This window comes from Oceanicaulis sp. UBA2681, from assembly GCF_002354675.1.
Lineage (GTDB): Bacteria > Pseudomonadota > Alphaproteobacteria > Caulobacterales > Maricaulaceae > Oceanicaulis > Oceanicaulis alexandrii.
The window spans coordinates 197,481-215,945 of the sequence record NZ_DEMB01000016.1 but is presented as its reverse complement, the minus strand read 5'-3'; the positions used below and the strand labels follow the sequence as shown (position 1 = coordinate 215,945).

15 protein-coding genes are annotated in these 18,465 nt (G+C 63.9%); 11 read left to right on the top strand and 4 right to left on the bottom strand.

Annotated elements, in window-relative coordinates:
- Positions 1-9: 9 nt before the first annotated feature.
- The 4 genes from fliM to B3M53_RS12310 are packed head-to-tail and all read left to right on the top strand — an operon-like array spanning position 10 to position 5,489.
- Entirely contained in the window at positions 10-1,044 is a 1,035-nt protein-coding gene (gene fliM, locus B3M53_RS12325) for a flagellar motor switch protein FliM (RefSeq protein WP_375550199.1), read from the top strand.
- Complete coding sequence (locus B3M53_RS12320; protein ID WP_273019331.1) at positions 1,041-1,439, top strand: DUF6468 domain-containing protein; 399 nt, start codon at positions 1,041-1,043, stop codon at positions 1,437-1,439. The genes fliM and B3M53_RS12320 overlap by 4 nt, the downstream gene beginning before the upstream one ends.
- 2 nt (positions 1,440-1,441) lie before the next feature.
- On the top strand, positions 1,442-2,155 hold the full coding sequence (locus B3M53_RS12315) for a MotE family protein (protein ID WP_022699967.1): 714 nt from the start codon (positions 1,442-1,444) through the stop codon (positions 2,153-2,155).
- On the top strand, positions 2,136-5,489 hold the full coding sequence (locus B3M53_RS12310) for a tetratricopeptide repeat protein (RefSeq protein WP_273019332.1): 3,354 nt from the start codon (positions 2,136-2,138) through the stop codon (positions 5,487-5,489). Before B3M53_RS12315 ends, B3M53_RS12310 begins: the two co-directional genes overlap by 20 nt.
- Here the strand turns inward: B3M53_RS12310 and fliP are convergent, their stop codons facing one another.
- A complete protein-coding gene (fliP, locus tag B3M53_RS12305) occupies positions 5,490-6,266 on the bottom strand; it encodes a flagellar type III secretion system pore protein FliP (protein WP_022699965.1) in 777 nt (258 codons plus the stop codon).
- Positions 6,263-6,637 carry a flagellar biosynthetic protein FliO gene (locus tag B3M53_RS12300; protein ID WP_022699964.1) on the bottom strand — a complete coding sequence of 125 codons (375 nt, stop codon included), beginning with the start codon at positions 6,635-6,637 and terminating at the stop codon, positions 6,263-6,265. Before B3M53_RS12300 ends, fliP begins: the two co-directional genes overlap by 4 nt.
- Before the next feature lie 149 nt (positions 6,638-6,786).
- Between B3M53_RS12300 and flgB the strand changes: the two genes are divergently transcribed.
- Genes flgB through fliE form a run of 3 tightly spaced genes read left to right on the top strand, consistent with a single transcriptional unit; the run spans position 6,787 to position 8,005 of the window.
- On the top strand, positions 6,787-7,203 hold the full coding sequence (gene flgB / locus B3M53_RS12295; protein WP_028284484.1) for a flagellar basal body rod protein FlgB: 417 nt from the start codon (positions 6,787-6,789) through the stop codon (positions 7,201-7,203).
- A gap of 30 nt (positions 7,204-7,233) precedes the next feature.
- Entirely contained in the window at positions 7,234-7,650 is a 417-nt protein-coding gene (flgC, locus tag B3M53_RS12290) for a flagellar basal body rod protein FlgC (RefSeq protein ID WP_022699962.1), read from the top strand.
- Positions 7,651-7,687: 37 nt separating this feature from the next.
- Complete coding sequence (gene fliE, locus B3M53_RS12285; RefSeq protein ID WP_022699961.1) at positions 7,688-8,005, top strand: flagellar hook-basal body complex protein FliE; 318 nt, start codon at positions 7,688-7,690, stop codon at positions 8,003-8,005.
- Between the two features lie 75 nt (positions 8,006-8,080).
- Here the strand turns inward: fliE and B3M53_RS12280 are convergent, their stop codons facing one another.
- Complete coding sequence (locus B3M53_RS12280) at positions 8,081-11,176, bottom strand: TonB-dependent receptor plug domain-containing protein (protein ID WP_022699960.1); 3,096 nt, start codon at positions 11,174-11,176, stop codon at positions 8,081-8,083.
- A 221-nt stretch (positions 11,177-11,397) separates the two neighbouring features.
- Positions 11,398-13,269: a DUF885 domain-containing protein gene (locus B3M53_RS12275; RefSeq protein ID WP_022699959.1), complete on the bottom strand. Its 1,872-nt coding sequence runs from the start codon at positions 13,267-13,269 to the stop codon at positions 11,398-11,400.
- Positions 13,270-13,475: 206 nt separating this feature from the next.
- Between B3M53_RS12275 and fliQ the strand changes: the two genes are divergently transcribed.
- From fliQ to B3M53_RS12255, 4 genes are all read left to right on the top strand, one after another.
- Positions 13,476-13,739 (top strand): flagellar biosynthesis protein FliQ, encoded by a 264-nt coding sequence (gene fliQ / locus B3M53_RS12270; RefSeq protein ID WP_022699958.1) that lies wholly within the window; start codon positions 13,476-13,478, stop codon positions 13,737-13,739.
- 5 nt (positions 13,740-13,744) lie between these two features.
- Positions 13,745-14,503 carry a flagellar biosynthetic protein FliR gene (fliR, locus tag B3M53_RS12265; protein ID WP_022699957.1) on the top strand — a complete coding sequence of 253 codons (759 nt, stop codon included), beginning with the start codon at positions 13,745-13,747 and terminating at the stop codon, positions 14,501-14,503.
- Between the two features lie 10 nt (positions 14,504-14,513).
- Positions 14,514-15,590: a flagellar biosynthesis protein FlhB gene (gene flhB / locus B3M53_RS12260; RefSeq protein ID WP_022699956.1), complete on the top strand. Its 1,077-nt coding sequence runs from the start codon at positions 14,514-14,516 to the stop codon at positions 15,588-15,590.
- Between the two features lie 135 nt (positions 15,591-15,725).
- Positions 15,726-18,323, top strand: coding sequence for a hybrid sensor histidine kinase/response regulator (locus tag B3M53_RS12255; protein ID WP_160092291.1), 2,598 nt, complete (start codon positions 15,726-15,728; stop codon positions 18,321-18,323).
- Positions 18,324-18,465 lie beyond the last annotated feature (142 nt).

The window sequence follows — 18,465 nt, the reverse complement described above, 5'->3', positions numbered from 1 at the left end:
TGGGAGGCCATGGTCGACGGGGATGGTGAAACCTTCCTGCCGGCCCAGCAGTCTTCCGGCCCTGAACGCATCCTCAATCAGGAAGAAATCGACTCCCTTCTGGGCTTCTCGGTTTCTGACGACGACGCCAATGAGCGCTCGGGCATCCGGGCGATCATCAATTCGGCGCTGGTGTCCTATGAACGCCTGCCGATGCTGGAGATCGTCTTTGACCGCCTGGTGCGGCTGATGACGACGAGCTTGCGCAATTTCACGTCCGACAACGTGGAAGTGAGTCTCGACAACATCTCGTCCATCCGTTTCGGCGATTATCTCAACTCGATCCCGCTTCCGGCGATCCTCGCGGTGTTCCGCGCCAAGCAGCTCGATAACTACGGTCTGCTGACGGTGGACTCCAACCTGATCTATTCGATCGTGGACGTTCTGCTGGGCGGACGGCGCGGCACCTCGGCCATGCGCGTTGAAGGTCGGCCGTACACCACTATCGAACGCACGCTGGTCCAGCGGATGATCGAAGTGGTGCTGGCCGATGCCCGTCAGGCGTTCGCGCCGTTGACCGAAGTGGATTTCGATCTCGACCGGGTTGAGACCAACCCGCGCTTCGCCGCCATCGCCCGGCCTGCGAACGCAGCGATCCTCGTCAAGCTGCGCATCGACATGGAAGATCGCGGCGGGCGCATCGAGCTCTTGTTGCCGTACGCCACGCTCGAACCCATCCGTAAAATGCTGCTGCAGCAGTTCATGGGCGAGAAGTTCGGCCGCGACAATATCTGGGAAAGCCACCTGGCCACTGAACTGTGGTCCACCAAGATGGAGGTGAGCGCGGTCCTTGATGAGATGCAGAAGCCTTTGGGCGAAGTGATGAATCTCAAGGTCGGCGACACCTTGATGCTGGATGCGGGGCCGGACGGCCTGATCGAGCTGCGCTGTGATGATGTTCCGCTGACTCACGGTCATATGGGCCGAATCGGGCACAACATAGGGGTTCGCCTGGATCGCCCGCTGAGTGCGATGGCGAAGAAAAGTTTGATGGGGTTCTCATGACGCTCGCCGGTCTCGCTTTCGAAGCTCTTGTCTGCATCCTTCTGGCCATGGCGGTCGTCATGTGCTGGCGCGTGGATCGCCGCTTGCGCGCTCTACGCAACGGGCAGGATGGCCTTGTGGGGACGATCTCCGCCCTGAATGACGCGGTTGAGCGCGCCCGCGCCACCCTTGGGGCGCTTGATCGTGCGAGCCGCGATGGCGGAGAAAGCCTGCGCAAGGAGACCGAGCGCGCGCAGAAGCTGGCGGATGAACTGCGCTTTCTGTCCGGGGAAGCCGATATGAGCGCCCAGCGTCTGACCCAGCGTCCCCGGCGCGAGTCGCCGCGCGCCGAGGATGAAGATCCCGAAGCCACGCGCTCACGCCGTCGCCTGAATGCGCTGAAGGCGCTTCGCTGACCATGAAATCCGTTCGTCCTCTCATGCTGCTGACCGTCGTGCTAGGCGGGTTGCTGGGCTTGAAGTCCTTGTCCCTCGTGGATGAGGTCTCCACCCTGTTTGTCGAACGCGCCGAGGCGGCGGCTGCGCCGCCAGCCGATGACGGGCATGGCGATGAGGGCGGAGACGAGCCTGCAGAAGAAGTGGATGAAGGTCCTGCGCCGCCCGCCGCGCCGCCCCCTTCCGCCGCGCCTGCGCCGCGTGCGGCGCCCACCACGGCCCAGCTGGGTCTGGAGCGTCGTCTGGCCGAACGCCGGCGGACGCTGGATCAGCGCGAAGCCGAGCTTGATACGCGCGAGCAGCTGCTGTCTGTGGCGGAGCTGCGCGTGGACGACCGGGTGACCGAGCTTGAGGCCCTGCGCGATGAAGTGCGCGGCCTGCTGGGCATGCTCGACGACCGCCGGCAAGAGCAAGTGGACGCCATTGTCGCTGTCTATTCCCAGCTCGAGCCTGATGCGGCGGCCCGCATTCTGACGTCCATGCGCGAGACCGACGAGACGACGCTGCTTCTGGTCGCAGAACAGCTGCAAACCACCAATGCGCGTAAATTCGCCAGCGTCATGGCGGAGATGGAGCCCGGCTTCGCCGCCGAGCTGACCTTCATGTTGCGCATGCGCGCCGAACCGCCTGAAACCACCGCGGAAGCGGAGGCCCGCCTTGAAGCAGCGGCAGGATAAGCGGCTCGCCCTTCTTGGCGGAGCGGCGCTGGGCGCCGTGCTGTCGGCGTCTGCGTGGGCTCAGTCGCCGGCGCAGATTGACGTGTCCCGGCAAGGCCAGACCGCCCGCGTTCAGATCAGCCTGCCTGAAATGGAAGGCGAGGGGCTGAGCGCGGACGCGGAAGTCGCCGCTGGCGCCGTTCTGGTGGCCCGGTTGTCCGAGCCGATCGAGGCGGACGTCTCCGCCATCACCGCCGCCGCGCCGGACTATTTCGCCATGGCGCGTCTGGATCCCGATGGTCGGACCTTGCGTCTGGCGCTGAACCGGACGCTCGAAAGCCGGGTGTCTGTCTCTCACAACATCATCGCCATTGATGTCGCGCCGCCCGGCGCAGCGCCGCTGGCGGATGTGGTCAGCCCCTATGAGCTGGCGCAAATTGAACGCGCGCGTCAGGCGCGGGCCCAGGCGGCGGCTGCCGCCGCCGCTGCGGCCGCGCCGCCGCCTGCTTTGCCGGTGGATATGCGCATTGGCGAAGCGGCGGAATATTCGCGCATCGTGTTTCGATGGCCCGAGGCGGTGACTTATTCGCTGGAACAGGCGGACGGGCGGGCCGTGCTGACCTTTTCTCGCGCCGCCGAGCTGAACCTGGCGCCGCTGACCGCGGCGCCGCCGCGCTTCATCGATGCTGTGACGGAACGCCGGGCTGACAGCCTGTCGCTGGCTTTCCTGCTGGGGCCGGGCGCCGAGGCGCGGGTCTGGTCTGATGAGCCGGGACGGGTCGTGTTTGACGTCTCCATGGGCGCGGCGGGGGGCGCTGAGTCGGTTCTCGCGGCGCTGTCAGACTATGCCGATCAGATTGAGGCGCAGACATCGAGCGCGGCTGAGAGCGCTGACCCGACAGACGGGGGGGCTGAGGCCGCCCTTTTGAGCGCCACCGAACCGGACGCGCCGGTCTTGACGCGTCCTGACGCCGAGGCGAGCCCTGATCCCGTGCCTGAAGACGGAATCGTCCGGGTGGAAGCGCGCCGTAACGGCACCGATGTGGTGCTCAATATTCCCTGGGCCTCGCTGCCCGGCGCCGCCGTGTTCCGCCGGGGGCAGGCGATCTGGGTGGTTTTTGACGCCAGCGCCGAGCTGGATGTCGGTGAGATGGCGGCGCTGGGCGGACGCCATATTCGCACGCATCAAGTCCTGCGCGGGGCGGACTATACGGCCCTGCGTATCGAGGCGCCGAGCTCTACCCAGACCGATGTCCGGCCCGTGGGGACCAGCTGGGTTCTGACCTTTGGCGAAACGGTGGACCAGCCGCCTGCGCCAATCCGCGTGACGCGCGAGACGGGGGTGAACCGCCCCGCGCGCCTGCGCTTCAATTTCAACGGCGCCCGCAGCGTGCGCACGGTCACTGACCCTGTTGTGGGCGATGATCTTCTGGTTCTGACGAGTGATGGCGAGAAATACGGGGTGATTTCACCGCGTCAGTATGTGGAAGCGGTCATGCTGCCCTCCACTCAAGGCGTGGCGTTGCAGCCTCTGGCCGATGACCTGACTTTCTCTGTGCGCGCAGGCGGCGCCGATCTCAGCCGTCCCGGCGGTCTGGCGCTGACACGGGCGGCCAGCCCCGGCCTGTCCGGGTCGCTGGATCGGCCTGTCACGCCCGGTTTTCTGGATCTGGCGGCGTATCGCGGTGAAGATGATTATCGCGATGCGATGGTGGTGCTGCAGCGCCGGGCGTCAGAGCTCGACCCCACAGCGATTCTCAATCTGGCGCGTTTCAAGCTGGGATGGCAGCTGGCGCCTGAAGGGCTGGGCCTGGTTGAACTGGCGGTGGAGGAGAACCCATCGCTGGACGCCAGCCCGGAAGTCGCCGCCTTGCGCGGCGTCGCCAGCTATATGATCGGGCGCTACGAAGACGCAGAGCGCTATCTGTCCCATCCTGTTCTGCTCAATGATCCCGCGGCCCAACCCTGGCGCGGCGCCGTTTCCGCACAGCTCGGGGACTGGCCGCAGGCGCGCCGACGGTTCGAGCAGGGGCGTGAGGCAATCTATTTCTTTGATCCGGTCTGGCGCGCGCGCCTGTCGGCGCTGCACGCCATGGCGGTGCTGAAGACCAATGATCTTGGCGCGGTGGAGCCCTTGCTCAATGTGGTCGCGGCCGAAGATTTCGATCTGGAAGCGCGCACGGAAGCGGCGATGGTTGAGGCCGGGCTCGCCGCCGCATCCGGCGATATTGATCAGGCCATCGCGCTTTATGATGAGCTGAGCCGTTCGGACTGGCGTCCGGCGCGGGCGCGAGCCTTGCTGGAAAAAGTCCGGCTGGAGTTCGCCAATGATCGTGTGGCGCCGGACGAGGCGGTTGAAACCCTTGAAAGCCTGCGGTTTCGCTGGCGGGGTGACGACGTGGAAGTGGAAGCCTCCACCATGCTCGGCGAGGTGTATGCGGATGCGGGTCGTTTCCCCGAAGCGCTGAACACCATGTCCAATGCGCTCTCGCGCTTTTCCAACACGCCTGAAGCGCGCCGGTTGAGCGTGCGGCTGGAAACCCTGTTCCGCGACATCTTTCTGAACGGGCAGGGCGATCGGATGGACCCGATGGAGGCGCTGGCGCTCTGGTATGAGCATCAGGATCTGACGCCGCCGGGGCCGGATGGCTTGCGCATGGCGCGCCGCATCGCCGCCCGGCTGGTGGAGGTGGATCTGCTGGAGCCGGCGTCCGAGCTTCTGGCGCACCAGGTGTTTGAGCGCCGGATCACCATGACCTCTCTGGCGCGCGCGCAAGTCGCCGCCGATCTGGCGCGGGTCTATCTGATCGATAATCGTCCAGCGGACGCGCTGCGGGCGCTCGACAGCACCCGGATCGCCGGGCTGCCCAATGATCTGGTTGACGAGCGACGCGTCCTGCAGGCGCGCGCGCTGGCGGCGCTGGGCCGCACCGAACATGCGCTGGAGCTGATCGCCTATGATCAGGGACCTGAAGCGGATCGCCTGCGGGCGGACATCGCCTGGGAAGGGCGCAACTGGTCAGAAGCCGGGCGCCTGATGGAAGCGCTTCTGGGCGATCGCTGGCGCTCTGACCGGGCGCTCACCTCAGCAGAAGCCCATGATGTGCTGCGCGCCCTGATCGCCTATGCGCTGGTGCCGGACGAGGCGGGCATGGACCGTCTCGTTGCGCGCTATGGTCGGCAGATGGGTGAGACCGAACACGCCGCCGCCTTCAGCACCGTGGCCAACCGCTCTGTGGCGCCGGGCGACAGCCGCCTGAGTTCTCTGGTCGGGCAGATCGCCAACGTCCAGCGCAGTGATGCGCTGATGGCGGGGTTCGGCCGCTATGACGAACCTTCGGGTCCTGAAAGCTGATCAGCCGCCGGGCGGCATTCGCTCGAAGCTTTGCACCAGCGAGCCGATCACCAGGGTCCAGCCATCCACCAGCACGAAGAAGATCAGCTTGAACGGCAGTGAGATGATCACGGGCGGCAGCATCATCATGCCCATGGACATCAGGATGCTGGCCACTACCAGGTCGATGATCAGGAAGGGGATGAACAGCAGAAAGCCGATCTCGAAGGCGCGCCTCAATTCTGAAATCATGAAGGCGGGCGCCACCACATAGACCGGCGTGGCTTCCGGGGTTTCAGGCTCTTCGCCGGAAATGTTCAAGAACAGCCCCAGATCTTCTTCCCGGGTATGGGCGAGCATGAAGGCTTTCACCGGCTGTGCGGCGGCGGTGAAGGCTTCCTGATTGCTGATCTGGCCGTTCAGGAGCGGCTCCACGCCGTCCTGATAGGCCTGGGTGAAAACCGGCGACATGATGAAGGCGGTCAGAAACAGCGATAGCGAGATCAGCACGGCGTTCGGCGGGCTTTGCTGCAGGCCGATCGCGGTACGCAGCAGCGACAACACCACCACGATCCGGATGAAGCTTGTGGTCATGATCAGGATGGACGGCGCCAGGCTCAGCACCGTCAAAAGCGCGATCATCTGCAGGACGCGCTCGGTCAGCGCCGTGTCATTGCCGCCCAGAGAAATCGACAGGCCCGGCCCGGCCGCAGCATGGGCGTCCGGCGCGCCGATCAACGCAGCGCCCAAGGCCAGAGCGATCAGGACGACCGGATAGATCCAGCGCGCGGCCTTCATTGGCTTTGCCCCAACCGTGTGACGGAAGCGCCGGGGTTTTCGGCATCCGTGTCGACGGTATCCGGCGCGACCGGTTCAAAAACAGGCTCTTCTTTAGCGGGCGCGCGGTCGAGCACCTGCTCGCGCTCTGCGCCGAGAAGCAGCACATGTTCGGCGTCGTCCACGCGCACGATCACCACCTTGCGGCGCGGATCGAGCATCAAGGTCTCCGTGATGGACAGGCGGCGCTTGCGCGTCGGCGTGGACCAGCGGTCCAGCATCGGCATCGGGCCCATCCAGCCCGCGCGTCTGGCGACCACCGCGAATCCGCCTAAAAGGCCCAACACCAAGATCAGGGCGGCGAAATACCGTATGATATCAAGCTGGTCCAAAGTCGCTTCGTCCTGTCTGCAAGAGCGGTCGACGCGCAGGCGCGCATCCTCATCAACAGCCCTAACGGGAGTCGGCGAGGGAGTTAAGCTCTCCTTAACCGGCTCGGCTCAGGGTGATGAATGCAAAGTTAACTCTGGCGGAGGCGCCGATGCGCCCTGACGACATACCGCTCTTGTCCATGCTGCGTGACACGATGGGCTATCACGGCGCCCGCCAGCGGGTGATTGCCGAGAATGTGGCCAACGCCAACACGCCCGGATATACGCCATCCGATGTCCCGCGCAGTGAGTTTGAACGCGTGCTCGCAGGCCAGGCGCAGGCCGCTGGCGGCCTGCGCACCACGCACGCCATGCATTATGGCGGCGATAGCGCGGCGTCCGGCTCGCGGCAGTTCCGCACCGAGCGCGCGCCCGACAGCGAAACCACCTCGAACGGCAATTCGGTCGTGATCGAGGAGCAGATGGTCGACGCCAACGACAACCGCATGCGGTTCGAGACGGCGCTCAGCCTGTATCAGAAGAGCCTGAACATGATCCGCATGGCGAGCCGCTCGCCGGGTCAGTGATCTTAAGCAACGCCAGAAAGGCAGACGGCTATGGTCGATCGCGTCTCTGAAACCCTGCAGATCTCCGCAGCGGGCCTGCGCGCGCAATCCTCGCGCATGCGGGTCATCGCCGAGAACGTGGCGAACGCTCAATCTACGGCGCGGACTGCGGACGAAGATCCGTATCAGCGTCAGATCCCGGTGTTCCAGTCTGAGTTTGACCGTCAGGTCGGCACCGAGCTGGTGCGAATGAATGACGTCACGCTCGATGAGTCAGATTTCCGCATGGTCTATGAGCCCGGCCACCCGGCGGCCGATGGCGAAGGCTATGTGAAATATCCCAATGTCTCCTCCCTGGTCGAGCTGATGGACATGCGCGACGCGCAGCGGTCCTACGAGGCGAATCTGACCATGGTGGAGGGCACGCGCCGCATGCTTGAGCGCACGCTCGACCTGTTGCGCCGTTAATCGCCAGGCATCGCCGGCTCTAGAAAGGGGCTGACTTATGGATCTCGCTGCTATCCGCGCCTACACCGCCGCCGCCCAGCAGGCCGCCGGCGTGTCGCCGTCCACCAATAACGCCGCCGAGCTCGCCAAGGCTGAGGGCGGTGATTTCGGCGATATGGTGATGAACGCCGTGCAATCGGTTCAGGAGACGCTGAGCCAGTCTGAACAGCTCAGCGCCCAGGCCGCGACCGGCCAGGCCGAGCTTGTGGATGTGGTGACGGCTGTGGCCGCCGCCGAAGTGCAGCTGGAAAGCGTCGTCGCCGTGCGCGACCAGGTCATCCGCGCCTATCAGGAAATCCTGCGCATGCCGATCTAGGCGATCTCGTCAGGCAAATAGAAAACACCCCCGGAGCCAGGCTCCGGGGGTGTCTTTTTGTGCGCTGAGCCTTCTTTAGAAGGTGGCGTTCACGCCCGCATAGAAGAAGCGGCCGCGCGGCCCGGCGGGACGCGACAGCTGACCCAGATAGGGCTCTTCGTCAAAGGCGTTATTGATGCCGCCATAGATCTCCAGCTCTTCACGAAGGAAATACGAGATGGAGAAGTCATGCACCCAGGCGCCGTCAGCCTGGGTGATGTTGGCGAAGTCCGGATCGCTCTCAAGGTCATCGAGTTCGATGCCGCTCAGCAGCTGTTCGGATTCGTAACGGCCCTTCCAGCCCAGCGACAGATCGCCGACGGACCAGGTGGCGTTCAGATTGAAGATCCATTCCGGGCGGCTCATCGTGGTGAGCACGTCGGTCACTTCTTCTGGCGCCGAGACGTCACGCGTTTCCTCGTTGGAGAGGAAGTTCGTGCCCAGCGTGGACAGACGCAGCTCGCCAGCATCTTGCAGACCGAACATGGACGGCAGGTCGAAGGCGTAATCAACGCGCCAGTCGATGCCGCTGGTCTCTACCGCGGCGAGGTTCACATAGCCCGAGCGGAAGCCGGTGATGAAGCCGACCGTCGGGTCGCGGTCGATGGCGGCGCAGAACTGGTTATTGATCGTGGGAGCATCCACGCAGTTCTGGGCGATGTCGAACGCGCCGAGCTGATCGATCAGGCCGTCGATTTCGATCTTGTAGTAATCGACGGTGACCGTCAGGCCCTCAAACAGGCCATTGAAATCCTCGACGGGACGCCAGACGGCGCCGACGGTGAAGCTGTCCGCCTCTTCCGGCTCAAGGTCGGGATTGCCGCCGCTTTGACCCGGAATACGGGCGGAGACGTAATCGGTCGAGTTATAGGTGTCGACCGGAATGCCGATGAGCGCTTCACAGTTCGGACGGCGGAACTGGGTGCCGGCGTCAATGAATTGCGGGTTGCAGGGATCCGAGCTGGCGCCGAGCGTCACGGTGAAGGTCGGCGAGAAGGCTTCCGTGATGTTCGGAATACGCACTGCGCGTGACAGGGTGGAGCGAACGGTGAGCGAATCGATGATCGTCCAGCGCGCGCCCATCGACCAGGTGTCGGTCTCGCCAAATGCGTCGTAGTCAGAATAACGATACGCGCCTGTCAGTTCGAAGTTCTCGATGAAAGGCAGATCCGCGAGGACGGGGATTTTGACTTCCGTGAAGTATTCCTGGACCTCGATCTCACCTGACGAGGCGTTGGTCGGCCCGCCATTGGAATTGATCGTGCCGAAAGTCAGGCCCGCAGCACTGAAGGCGTCCGGCGTGAAGGCGCTTTCATCCTTGCGATACTCATACCCCACCACGAAGCCGATCGGGCCGGCGGGCAGGGAGAACAGGAATTCAGAATCGCCTGAGAGCGTGGCGAGGAAATTGTTCTGCTCGATTTCGTTCTGCGCAGTAGCGGGCTGGAAGATGAAGTCCGCCGCTTCCTGGGTGATGGTGTTGGCGCCGAAAATGTTGATCGGCACGCACTGGCCGTCGCCCGGCGAGAATGTGGTGATCTGGAACCCGCCATTTTGCGCCGGATAGGGCGAGGAGGGCGGCACGATCGCACTGGGGTCGATGTCCGAGCGGCAGACCACATTGCCCGTCGCCGGATCAATCACGGCGTCGATGGCCGCAAAGAAGCGGTCTTCGATACGCAGGCGCGAGGTGATGTCCGCATCGGTGCGGCCATAGCTGTAGGACAGCTCGTAATCGAACCCGAACTCGGGGATGAAGCCGCGCAGGCCGGCGACGGCCCGCATGGTCTTGCGCTCGGCCACAGGGTTGGAGCGCGTGGTGGTGTCCAGCGTGTCGCGCGACACTGCGATCACCGGATTCAGGCCTTCCCCTTGCAGCGTGGCGAGCTGGGCTTGCAGCGCGGCGGGAATGAACGGGTTGTCGGCCGAGATCGGAATATCGTCGTTGAAGCCGTTGACCTGATTGCTTTCAAGGGTCTCGGTGAAGACGTATTTGGCGTCCGCAAAGAACTCCATGTTCGGCGTCAGCTCATAGCTGAACGCAGTCTGGAACAGGAAGCGATCGGTCTGCGGCAGCAGCAATTCGTCATCGGGTTCGGCGAACACGCCGTCGCCGCCGCTGGCGTTGAAGCCGTCAATGAAGATATCGCCCGGATTATAGGGACGCAGAGTGCCGGTTTCGTCGACGATCTGACAGGTCGGGATAGCGGCGGCGCCGATGGTGTCACAGCCGGGAACGCCGCCGCTGAGCACCGCTTCGACAAAGGCGCTGGCCCCGCCATCGCCCAGGGCGATGATGCCGTAATGGCTCGAGATCGGCAGGCGATAGTTTGGCAGCCACACATTGGAGAAGCGCGGATCAATGCCCGTCGCCGGCCCGTTCGGCACCAGCGAGAAGCGACCGGTGCCGCCAAAATCCCGGTCGCCGGCGAAAATAGCTTCCGTGGACTGGTACTCGGCGGCGAACACGATGTCGGCGCGGCCGTTCGCGCTTTCAAAGCCGTTGGCGAGCGAGATGAAGTATTCTTCTGCGTCGCCTTCGCCCGAAATGCCGGCCTGGGTGCGCACTTCCATGCCGTTAAACGAAGACCCGTCGCGCAGGATGAAGTTCACAACGCCGGTCACGGCGTCGGCGCCATAGACCGCAGACGCGCCGCCGGTCATCAGATCCACGCGTTCGAGCAGCGCGGTGGAAATGGTGTTCACGTCAACTGACGACGTGCCTTCAATGCCGGGCACATGCCGTCGGCCGTTTTCGACCACGAGCGTGCGTTCGGTGCCCAGATTGCGCAGGTTCAGCAAGGATGCGCCCAGCGGCGTGCCGTTGAACGCCGAGAAGGTGCCGGGCAGCGAGGCCTGCAATTGCGGAGATTCGCGCAGCAGCGCGGTGATGTCGATCTGGCCCGAAGTGCGGATGTCGTCGCCCCCGACCGCGACCACAGGGCTCGGCGCTTCCAGCGTGCCGTCGCTGCGCAGACGAGAGCCCGTGACGACGATGGTGTCGCTTGAGGACCGCTCGTCAGCGCTTTCCTCTTCAGATTGTGCAAACGCCGGCGCCGCCATCAGCGCGCTCAGCGAGGCCCCCGCCAGGACGAGCGCGCGCAGGCCGCGATCTTTCACAAAAGTATTCATGTGTCTTTCCCCGATTAGAGCCCGGTCTTTTAGACTTCAGGCCAACTGGGAAAGACTGCGCGGCGGAAAGGGCAGGGCAATCGTGCAGCGCCGCAAATATTAATATAACTTAATGTGTGCACGCCTATGTGGCGTTGATGCTTCAAGATGGGGCATGAAAAACCCCGCAAGGCTGCAGACCTTGCGGGGTTTCTGCTGTGAAGCAGGCGGGGGCGAGGGGGTTAGCCTGCTTTCACAGTATCGATCCAGGCGTTGACCCGGTCTTCCAGCATGGGGAGCGGTAGCGGACCAGCGGTCAGAACGGCGTCATGGAAGCCGCCCCAGCTGAAATCGTCACCGAGCTCTTCCTGGGCGTGCATCAGCAGGTCCTGGATGAACATCATGCCGGTTTTGTAAGAGACGGCCTGGCCGGGCCAGACGATGTAGCGCTCCACTTCCGGGGTGATGTCGCCCTCGGTCATCGGGGTCGCTTCCAGCATGTAATCAATCGCTTGCTGGCGGTCCCACTGATAGTGGTGAATGCCGGTGTCCACCACCAGGCGCGCGGCGCGGAAGACCTCGTAGGAGAGACGACCGAAGTCCGAATACGGATCTTCGTAAAAACCCATCTCCTTGCCCAGCCATTCGGTGTAGAGCGCCCAGCCTTCACCATAGGCGGAGTTCCACGCAAAGCGCTGGAACATCGGCACGTCTTCGAGTTCCTGGGTCAGCGCGATCTGGAAGTGGTGACCGGGCGCGCCTTCGTGCAGGGAGAGGCTTTCCAGCAGATAGGTGGGGTTGTCCTGCATCTGGGACAGGTTGACGTAGTAATAGCCCGGGCGGGAGCCATCGAGCGCGGGCTGGTTGTAGAACGCGCCGGTCGCCGTCGCTTCACGCCAGGGTTCGACCGCACGTACTTCCAGCGGCGCTTCGGGCAGGGTGTCGAAATATTGCGGTGCGACCTCCATCACGTCCGCGATCACGGCGGTGGCGCGGTCGAGATATTCCTGGCGGCCTTCGGGCGTGTTGGGCAGCTGGAATTGTTCGGCGGTGCGCATATAGGCGAAGAAATCCTGCACGCTGCCTTCAAACCCGACCTGGGCCATGATCTCGCGCATCTCGCCATGGATGCGCTCGACTTCCGCCAGTCCGCGCTCATGGATCTGCTCGGCGGTCATGTCCGGAATGGTGGTGAATTGCGCCAGCGAGGCGGCGTAGGCGGCTTCGCCATTGGGCAGTTTCCACACGCCGTCACGATCATCAGAGATCGCTTCCATGCGATCGAGCGCCGCCATATAGCGCTCCATCGCCGGCACATAGACGTTCAGGAGCGCATCTTCGGCGCGCATCACCAGATCCGCCTTGGCGTCATCATCAATATCGAGCGCGTCCACCTTGGCCTTGAAATCGGCGAAGAGCGCGCTGTCTTCCGCGCCTTCTTCAAACGGCGCGCCGGTCAGTTGAGATTGCGCCGACGCGGTCAGGCGCGGATAGGCGAACAGCGGCAAGGTCACGCCATTGGCCGCGCGTTCCTCGGCGCGCTCAGTCAGCGTGTCGATGACTTCGCCGATGCCTTCCAGACGTGAAGCGTAGGCCGCCGCATGCTCCGCGGTCGCAACGCGGTGGTTGTTGATCAGGAAGGTTGTCAGGTCAGAGACGGAATCGCCCATGGGCGAGAACACATAGCGGCTGTCGCGCACGGCGAACTGGCGCGCTTCGTTCTCGGCCAGGCTGATTGCGAGATCGTAGGAGACCTTGCCGGCGTCGGTCAGCAAGTCGCGGTCAAACTCAGCCTGCATCTCCTGGACGCGGGCCTGGCTGCGTTCGAAATCCTCGATCTGACGGGCGTCAGAACGATCGTCCCAACGGCCATAGGCGTCGACGTCGGAGATCATGCCCAGATAGGTCTGGATTTCCGGCGAACGCGCCACTTCTTCCATGAATGCGGCCTGGAAGGACGCGTACAGACGTTCGGTTTCCGTCTGCTCAGCCTGTTGAGTGACGCTGGCGACGTTTACAAGAGCGGCGTTGACGTGCGCGCCGTCATGGGCGAGCGCAGAGCCTGCGGTCAGAAGCGCGATAGAAGCCGCGCTGCAAAGAAGTGTCTTGATCATAAAATGTCTCCCCGAGGGCGGATACACGTCCGCCCAATTGCGCGCCATGCTGCACCCGGACGGCGATTGCGCCAATGCACGCCAACATGACAAATCGTTAAACAAAGCGCGACGCATAAAACTTTACCTCTGGAACTTTGCGCGTCGGCATAGAATCCGTGCATGGAAACATTGCGGCGCTGTGAGCGCATCAGAAGGAAGCCATCATGACCGCAGGCGAGGTCCTCGATATTGGCGCTGAAGCGATCTGGGTCATGCTGGGCATGGCGGCGCCGGTCATGCTGATCGGCCTGGCGGTGGGCGTTCTGATCGCCCTGTTTCAGGCGCTGACGCAGGTGCAGGAAATGACCTTGGTCTTCGTGCCGAAAATCATCGTGATCTTTCTGGCGCTTCTGATCTTCCTGCCCATGATGGGCGCGCTTCTGAACGGCTTCATGCAAACCATCGCCGACCGAATCATCGCAGGCTGACGGCCATGCTGGCCGGTTTTGATCTTTCGCTCACAATTTTCGCCGCCGCCATGGTCTTTGCGCGCATGGGCGGCATATTGATGCTGATGCCGGGCATCGGTGAAACCTCGATCCCCGTACGCCTGCGTCTGGCGTTTGCGCTGGCCTTTTCATTTGTGGTCGGCCCGTCCATCGCGCCGATGCTGCCGGCGCCGCCGGAGACCCTGGCCGGCGTCGGCGTTCTTGTGGCGCTGGAAACCCTGATCGGCGTGATGATCGGCGCGGCGTCGCGCATTCTTTTGACGGCAGGGGCGATCGCAGGCCAGATCATCGGCTACCAGACCGGCCTCGCCATGGCGCAGTCCTTTGACCCTGCGCAGGGTCAGGCTGGCGTGCTGCCGGCCCAGTTCTTGAACCTGATCTTTATCGTCATCGTTCTGATCACGCCCTTGCATCAACAGATGTTGCTGGCGGCGGCGGGCTCTTACGAGCTTATGCCCGCCGGCGAGGCGCCGATGTGGGGCGACGCCGCGTTCTGGGCTCTGGGCCTGTTCATCGACGCCTTCATCATCGGGGTCCAGATCGCCAGTCCGCTGATCGTGTTCGGTCTGGTTTTCTATCTGGGCCTGGGCGTGCTGTCGCGCCTGATGCCGCAGGCGCAGATCTTCTTCATCGCCATGCCGCTCAACATCCTGATCGGCTTTTCCATTCTGGCCATGTCGCTGGGCGCCATGGTGATGGTGTGGGCGGAGCGCTATGAGCGCTTCACCGCGACGCTGAACTGAGGCGGGCGGCATGGCGGAAGGCGAAGACAAGTCAGAAAAGACAGAAGAGCCGACAGACCGAAAACTCCGGCAGGCGCGCGAGGAAGGCGATGTTCCCAAATCCCAGGAGGTGTCGGGCTGGTTCACCCTGACCGCCGGTCTGGCGATGCTGGCGTTTCTGGCGCCGGGCATGTCACGCAGTCTGGCCGAGATGCTGCAGGTGTTTCTGGCGCAGCCCCATGAACTCGCGGTGGACCCCACCGGAGCGGTGACGCTGGCGGCGGCGACCGCGCTTCGCCTGGTCGTCGTGACAGGCCTGGCCTTCGCCATGCTTCTGGTCGCGGCGGTTTTCGGAAACCTGGTCCAGACCGGCGTGATGTTCACGCCCAAGAAGATCGCGCCCAAGCTCGACAAGCTCGACCCGATCAAGGGTCTGACCCGCATGTTCGGGCCTGAAGGCTGGATGAACTTCTTCAAGGGCGTCGCCAAGATGACGGTGGTCGGGCTCGCCATCGCGCTGGCGCTCTGGCCGCGGCGCAACGAGCTGGCGGTGATGCCGGGCGTCGCGCCCATCGGCATCTTGCAGGAGGTCTATACCGCCGCCATCCAGCTGATGATCGCCGCCCTGATCGCCTACACCGCCATCGCCGTGCTCGATTTCCTGTTTCAGCGCAAGCAGTACATCGACCGCAACAAGATGAGCCGCAAGGAAATCCGCGATGAGATGAAGGACACCGAAGGCGATCCGATGGTGCGTGCGAAATTGCGCCAGATCCGTCAGGAGCGCGCTCAGCGGCGCATGATGTCGCGGGTGCCGGACGCCGCCGTGGTGATCACGAACCCGACCCACTACGCCGTGGCGCTTGAATACGAGCAGGGCCGCACGCCCGCGCCGATCTGTGTGGCCAAGGGCGCCGACGACGTCGCCCTGCGCATCCGGGAGCTGGCCAAGGAGCACAACATCCCCATCGTCGAGGACCCGCCGCTGGCGCGCGGATTGTTCGCCAGCGTCGAGCTTGAGGAAGTGATCCCGCCTGAACACTTCACGGCCGTGGCCAAGGTGATCGGTTATGTTCTGACGCTGGCGGGCAAGGCGCCGAAGTTCTGATCGCGGCGCCGAAAAGACGATTTCATACCGTCTCGCTGAAATATGGTTAACTTTAACCTGTGAGACTGCGTGTTCGAATCATGGACCAGCCGTAGCGTCATCCGGCGTGTCGGCCTGCACCAACCGGAGCCTGTCATGTCAGACCTCCCGCTTTCCGCCCAACGCGCCGCCGCTGAGGCTGACCCCGTCGCCCCTCCGCCGCCTTCGCCAGCCGCCAAGGCGGCTACAGGCGAGGGGGCGCTGACCAGGCCCCTGACCCGGCTGATCTTCTGGGTGGCGAGCCTGGGCGCGCTGGCCGCTGCGGCTGTGGCGATTTTCGCAGGCGCGGGCGCGGGATGGAACGGCGTCATCTTGTTATCCGGCATCGCGTCGGTCGCGTTGCTCTTGATGTATGCGCTGGCGGCGGGCGAAACGGCTGGGCGCTCCTTGCTTGAAGGCGGCGAGCGCAAGCGTGCGAGCGGCGCTGCGGCGACCGCCATGGGGCTCTGGCCTGATCCGGTTCTGATCACGGATGCGCAAGGCCGGGTGGCCTGGGCGAATCCGGCTTATGTCAAACTGGCCGACACCCTGATCGGTGTGAAAGACGGCGGGACGCCCGCAGCCCCTGAACGCTTGTTCAGCGGGGCCGGCGCGGGGGCGGTTTATCGTCTCAACCGGGCTGCGAGCGCAGGCGAAACAGCCCGTGAAGTTGTCGGCCGCATCCCCTTGGGCGGGGGCGAAAGCGTGGTTTACAGCGCGGATGTGTCTGCGCTGGAAGACGGCGCGACTCTGTGGCGCTTTTCCGAGCTTCGCGATGACGCCTCTTTGGATGCTGACGAGGCGCCGGACTGGACCGATCATGCGCCCGTCGGCTTGTTCTCCGCCGATGCCGAGGGGCGGGTGCTGGCCGCCAACGCCACTTTGCGCAGCTGGATCGGGGTCAGCGAGGACGCGGCCCTCAAACTGCAAGACATCACCACAGGCGACACCGCGCAGGCGTTCGCCCAGTCGCGGGGCGCGGACGGCGTGATCCGCCTCGACGCCCGCCTGAAGCAAGTGGACGGCGAGGAAAGCCCGGTCGTCATCTGCGTCAGCTGGAGCGATGAGCGCCCCGCCAAGGCGCGCGCGGTGGTTTATGAACTCTCCGCCACAGGCGCGCCTCCCGCCGTGGCCGCGGCTGAGCCGCGCGAAGCGTCTTCGGGCGCCAGCTCGCTCGCTGGCGGCTCGTTTGATGAAATGTTCGCGACCGCCCCGTTCGGCGTGGCGCGCCTGGACGACGCCGATCCGGCGCTGGCCGTAATCGAGGACGCCAACCCGGCCTTGCTCAAGCTGTCGGGCGGCGGCGCCGTGCCGGGCGCGAAGTTTGAAGACCTGTTTGATTTTGGCGATGACGGCCGGATCGACAATGTACTGGGTTCGGCCCTGGCCGGGCGTGGCGAGCCAAGCGAAGTGCGCCTGAAAGCGGGCGAAGACGGCGAGCGCGCCGTGCAGGTTTTCCTGTCGCCCTCACGTGACGGCAAGCGCGTCGCCTATGTGGTGGACGTGTCGTCGTGGAAAGCGCTGGAGCAACAGGTCGCCCAGGCAGGCAAGATGCAGGCGGTCGGCCAGCTCGCGAGCGGCGTGGCTCATGATTTCAACAATATGCTCACCGCGATCCGGCTGAATGTGGGCGAGCTTCTGAACCGGCACCCGGTGGGCGATCCCTCCTATCAGGACTTGCAGCAGATCAATTCCACCGTCACGCGCCAGGCCGGCCTGGTGCGCAAGCTTCTCGCGTTCTCGCGCAAGCAGACCTTCCGCAATACGGTGTTTGACGTCTCGGACGTCTTGTCTGATTGCTCGATCATGCTGGGCCAGATTCTGGAAGAAACCGTACGGCTCGATATCAAGCATGGCCGCGATCTGCCGCTGGTGCGGGCGGACCGCAATCAGATCGACAATATTCTGGTGAACCTCGCCACCAACGCCCGTGATGCGATGAAGTCTCAGGGCGGCGGGGTTCTGACCATCGTCACCGAAGCGGTCTCTTCTGATGATGTGGCGCGCGCCGGGGCGCCCAATCCCAAGGATGGCGACTGGGCGGCGATCCATGTGTCCGATACGGGCACGGGCATGGACGAGGCGACGCTGAAGAAGATCTTCGAGCCGTTCTTCACCACCAAGGAGGCCGGACAGGGCACCGGGCTGGGGCTGGCGACGGTCTATGGCGTGGTCAAACAGTCGGGCGGCTTCCTGTTTGTGGATTCCGAAGTGGGCAAGGGCACGACCTTCCATATCTATCTGCCCGGCCATGTGCCGAGCGAGGAAGAGGAAACCGAGCTTGCGCGAGAGGAAGCGGCCAAGACCGCCGAGCCTGAACCCTCTGATCTCGCCGGACGCGGCCGCATCCTGTTTGTCGAGGATGAAGACGCGGTGCGCGCCATCGCCGCCAAGACGCTGGTGCGCCGCGGCTATGAGGTGGTGGAAGCGTGTGATGGTGAGGAAGCGCTCGAAATTCTGGAGAACGAGCCGGAAAGCTTTGATCTTCTGATTTCAGACGTGGTCATGCCGGGGCTCGACGGTCCCGGCTTGCTCAAGGAGGCGCGGCATCTGCTGGGCAGTGCGCGAATCGTCTTCATTTCGGGCTACGCCAAGGAAGAGTTTTCCGACACCCTCTCTGATGATCTCGAGATCTCCTTCCTGCCCAAACCCTTCGACATCCAGCAGCTGGCGGAGCGCGTGAAGCAGGAGCTGGCGGCGCGTCAGCGCGCCTAGTCTTTATGCTAAGCGGCTGATTGCGCTCAGCTGTCGCAAGGGCGACGCACACGCCAAATGTTCCGCTTGTGTTCCGGGAACAAAATAAGTACGGTCACCTTCATTGCCCGACTCGGTCGGGCGTGAAATAAGGAGGGCCGAC